At 42.6% G+C, this 3,674-nt stretch carries 5 protein-coding genes; all 5 read right to left on the bottom strand.

What is annotated here, in order from left to right:
• Positions 1-235: 235 nt before the first annotated feature.
• The 5 genes from VXK47_RS16980 to VXK47_RS16960 all read right to left on the bottom strand — a co-directional run bounded on the left by VXK47_RS16980 (position 236) and on the right by VXK47_RS16960 (position 3,481).
• Positions 236-1,039 (bottom strand): toll/interleukin-1 receptor domain-containing protein, encoded by an 804-nt coding sequence (locus tag VXK47_RS16980; protein WP_435549973.1) that lies wholly within the window; start codon positions 1,037-1,039, stop codon positions 236-238.
• Between the two features lie 144 nt (positions 1,040-1,183).
• Positions 1,184-1,435: a hypothetical protein gene (locus tag VXK47_RS16975; protein WP_435549972.1), complete on the bottom strand. Its 252-nt coding sequence runs from the start codon at positions 1,433-1,435 to the stop codon at positions 1,184-1,186.
• Positions 1,436-1,715: 280 nt separating this feature from the next.
• Positions 1,716-2,417, bottom strand: a complete 702-nt coding sequence (locus VXK47_RS16970; RefSeq protein WP_435549971.1) for a hypothetical protein — start codon at positions 2,415-2,417, stop codon at positions 1,716-1,718.
• Between the two features lie 70 nt (positions 2,418-2,487).
• Complete coding sequence (locus VXK47_RS16965) at positions 2,488-3,072, bottom strand: class I SAM-dependent methyltransferase (protein ID WP_435549970.1); 585 nt, start codon at positions 3,070-3,072, stop codon at positions 2,488-2,490.
• Between the two features lie 55 nt (positions 3,073-3,127).
• Entirely contained in the window at positions 3,128-3,481 is a 354-nt protein-coding gene (locus VXK47_RS16960; protein WP_435549969.1) for a hypothetical protein, read from the bottom strand.
• Positions 3,482-3,674: the final 193 nt, after the last annotated feature.

Below are 3,674 nucleotides of genomic sequence, written 5' to 3'. Positions count from 1 at the left end.
TTTCTTCTAATCTTTGATTAATATCTTCGTTGGAACTTTCGTTATACAAATTCGCCCATTCTACAAATGGATGCTTTGGGCTCACAATTATTGCGGATCGATTTGTAATTTCCTTCATTGTTTCACGAAATTATAACGCTCGGGTTCAGCCGCGTTGCGGAGCGCAGCGGAGCAACGTCGGCTGCAACCCGTTGTTAGCCCGCCTGTGCTCGAAAAGCATACTTCTATTCCGTTCTCAATCTTCCCTGAATTCTAGAGTAGCGGCACGAGTTCGAAGCGCACGTTGTAACTGGTCTCGCCCGTTTTCCTTATAGTAATCAACCCATTGCCATTGGCTGAGACGGTCAGGGACTTTGCATTCTTCGAGCCTGAGCGGAATAATAAAGATTGTCCCTTCTGGCTGCTCATCTGCAACATCAAGAGCGTATTTGATTTCTGCTTGAACGAATCCAGACTTGGTAACAGATTTATTCGACAGGCACACAATAACAACATCTGTTTTTCGAATTGCCTTCTTAATTTCCACCTTCCAGTCTTGCCCTGGAAGTAACCTTAACTCGTCTAGCCAAGGGTTAAATCCGAGAGTCAAAATATCATCGTGAAGTTTTCGTACCGCCGCTTTGTCTCCTGATGAGTGACAAAGAAAGACTTGAAGCGCGCTTGGATGGGAAACGTGGTCCATTTCACCCATCAATTCGGGATTGGGGTCGTCCCACTCGATACGATAACTTCGATAAACCCCATCATGCCCTTTCTTTTCAGGCGTGAATGCAACTAACCAATCCCCACCTTCAAGGAATCCATCCTGTCGTTCAACCGTCATTAGAAGCGGGAATAAGTCTTCATGTCCATCAATGTCTGGCACAAACCCATCAGGCAATCGCTGGACAACTATTCTCGCCACTAGAGTTTCAGGGTCAACGGCTAGCAACCACCTGCCTTGAGGCGGAGGGCTGTAAAGCCTTTGCAGAACAACCCTTCGACTCAATCGTATGGTTCTTACATGGGGATCGCCATATCGCAAGAATCGAACAGTCATTTGTTTACTCCTAGCGGGCTAACGCCAACATCAGCCGGAGCGTAGCGATCGGCTGTATGGACTTGTTGGCTAATCGATAAATAGTATTAAATATTTGCCTTGAGTAAATCTAATCCAATTGAAGTATCTACCAATGATGTTGAATTAATAAAGCACATGCCCTCGCTTGATTGCCTCCTTGATACAAATGGTCAATAGGGTATCATCACTCTCAAGCGCCTTCTTTAATTCGTGGTATGTTGGCCGCAGGTGAACTTTATTAAATCCCCTTGTGCCCCACTCAGCAGCCTCTTTGATGCAAGTGGAAAGCAACCCTGCATCGGATTCTATCACTGATTGCAACCTACGGTATACAGGTAGAAGATGAACGGCGGTTCCTTCTTTGACAAACGACATATTACACCGACGCAAAGCCCCTTTCCCCAGTGGCTCAATGAAGCCGTGGGTGGTGTTATAGATTTTATCGCTCAACCTATAATTGGGCACTGAATAAGAGCGCGAAGATGAACTGAAAGCTTCGAAAAGACGGACAATCTGGTAGATTAAATTTCTCGACAAGGAATGATCTCCTTTATGCTATAAATTCAGAAATATGCCAACTGAAAATTAAGCGAGCGCGGTTGTATGCGCTGCTGAATGGTGGGTTGGGCAGTCCCGCCAATTCTGTACGTGTATGCTATAGTTCAAAACCATGTTTTGCTTCCAATGGATTAACTATCACGATCTTGAACCACGAATGCTCGAAATAAAGCAGATGACGTAGTTCTTCTTGCGCGCTTTTACCGATGCCATACCCAATATAGTCTACAAGCACAATCCACCATTCAGGGTACTTTGCGCGTACACATTCCACCTTTCGTGTCTTCTCTGTAACACAAATGTGAATGTTCCTTATTAGTTCCGCCAAGACAAATCCGCCGGAATCGCGGTCTGCAAAGCCACCGAGCACAAAAAAGTCCGGGTAAGTTTGGCCTGCTTTAAACAGTGTAATCAAAAATTTCGAGGAGATAGTAAGTGTCGTATGGCGATTTACGGTATTGTTGCGAAAATTCGTCAGCGCTGTCAGTAGCAGAGATTCCAACTGCTTCCAAGGCGGAAGCGGTCGTCGGAAATGATACATTACATACCAACTCTCTCCATTGGATGGGCCTATGGTTTTAAGTAGCGCCTTAATTTTCTCCCGAAGAGGGATAGACACATTTTCTAGACCGCGGTGGCCGTTGGGCCTCTCTTCATTCTGATTCAGCCTGCGAACCTCAATCGCAATTCGGCCATCAATAAGGAAGTCCGGCGGTATATTGCCATCCGGTTCGTAAACAACATCGCAAAAACCTTGATGCTTTAAGTATTCAAATGCGATCTGTTCAGAACGATCCATACTTTTTACCTTGAACGGCCAACGCTGCTAATCAGCCGCGCTGTTTTTTGCGTCGGCTGCATTAGCCTGGTTATGTGTATCGATGGTCTTTTTCCCCAGTTAATAGAAAATGCTTTGGTAATTCACTGAAAATTTTCACATGGATGAATCCTGAATTTACCAATTGTTCTTTGACTTGCTTAGGCAAACATCTGATTTGGGTTGGAGGTCCCTCGGCCATATTTTTCTTTTCCCAATCAACAATGAAAATATTTCCGCTGGGTTTCAATATTCTATAAGCTTCTTTAATTATAAGAGTTGGGTTATCTAATTCATGATGAAGGTTGATCATAAACACCAAGTCTGCGATTTCATCGTCAAGTGGAATAGAATGTTCTTCAGTTTTTACTGGAGTTATATTTGGAAACTTTTGAACAACATTCTCCTTTATCCAGTTGATCATTACTTCTGACACATCACAGGCATAGATTTTTGAAGGACTGGCGTGTTGGAGGAAAGCAATACTGAAAAATGCTGTTCCAGCACCTATTTCAACAAGTATATTTGCTTTTTCCATGCTCAATTTGTCCCAAACATAATCGGGAGGTATATCCTTCAATCTCTTGGGATTATTCAACTTTTCTAATTTCTTAGGGTCAAATTTCTTTTCGTCCATTTTGCAGTCCAAATTATGCATTATAATTCAATTGGCTAATTCGTATTATCCAAATTCACTCCCATAGACGAAACACTTTCTTATCACCTTCCATGGCAGCTTTTAGTTTTTCCATATGCCTTAATGTAGCAATTTCTCGCTGTAACTCACTCAATTTTAAGCCAAGTTTTTCGGCTAAGGGTTCCAATTCAATACCATTTGTTTTTTCTAGTACAGCCAAAATATCTTCTTGAAGTTTTGTTAAGGCAGCTCCCTTACCACTCATCGATTTTGCGGTATAAACAGCCCAGGGATCACAGGTTTTCACAGGAGAAAGTGCATCCATATAACAATCCTCACACAATATCTGTCCCGTATATTTCCTTTCCTCCCCACTTTCGATATGGGCTTTACATTTATCACACTTCATTTGTCTCTCCACGAAAAAAATAGGGTTTTATTTTCAGGTTTCTTTTTGTACATAACGACGGAAATAACCCACGCCGCCGCCGGCCAAGGATAAAAAACGTAACTTACTCGGCGTTGGGTTAATTGATTTGTTATAAAAGGATTGTAATATGCAAAACATAAACGCCAAAAATAAGAACGCAATAACGTCTTTT

The organism is Desulfobacterium sp. N47 (assembly GCF_051233685.1).
GTDB lineage: Bacteria > Desulfobacterota > Desulfobacteria > Desulfobacterales > RPRI01 > RPRI01.
Note: the sequence above shows the minus strand (reverse complement) of the source record. Positions and strands in the feature narration are given on the sequence as shown.

Coding starts and splice junctions, on each gene's coding strand:
- VXK47_RS16980 (WP_435549973.1), bottom strand. CDS start 1,039: ATGACTGTTCGATTCTTGCGATATGGCGATCCCCATGTAAGAACCATA.
- VXK47_RS16975 (WP_435549972.1), bottom strand. CDS start 1,435: ATGTCGTTTGTCAAAGAAGGAACCGCCGTTCATCTTCTACCTGTATAC.
- VXK47_RS16970 (WP_435549971.1), bottom strand. CDS start 2,417: ATGGATCGTTCTGAACAGATCGCATTTGAATACTTAAAGCATCAAGGT.
- VXK47_RS16965 (WP_435549970.1), bottom strand. CDS start 3,072: ATGGACGAAAAGAAATTTGACCCTAAGAAATTAGAAAAGTTGAATAAT.
- VXK47_RS16960 (WP_435549969.1), bottom strand. CDS start 3,481: ATGAAGTGTGATAAATGTAAAGCCCATATCGAAAGTGGGGAGGAAAGG.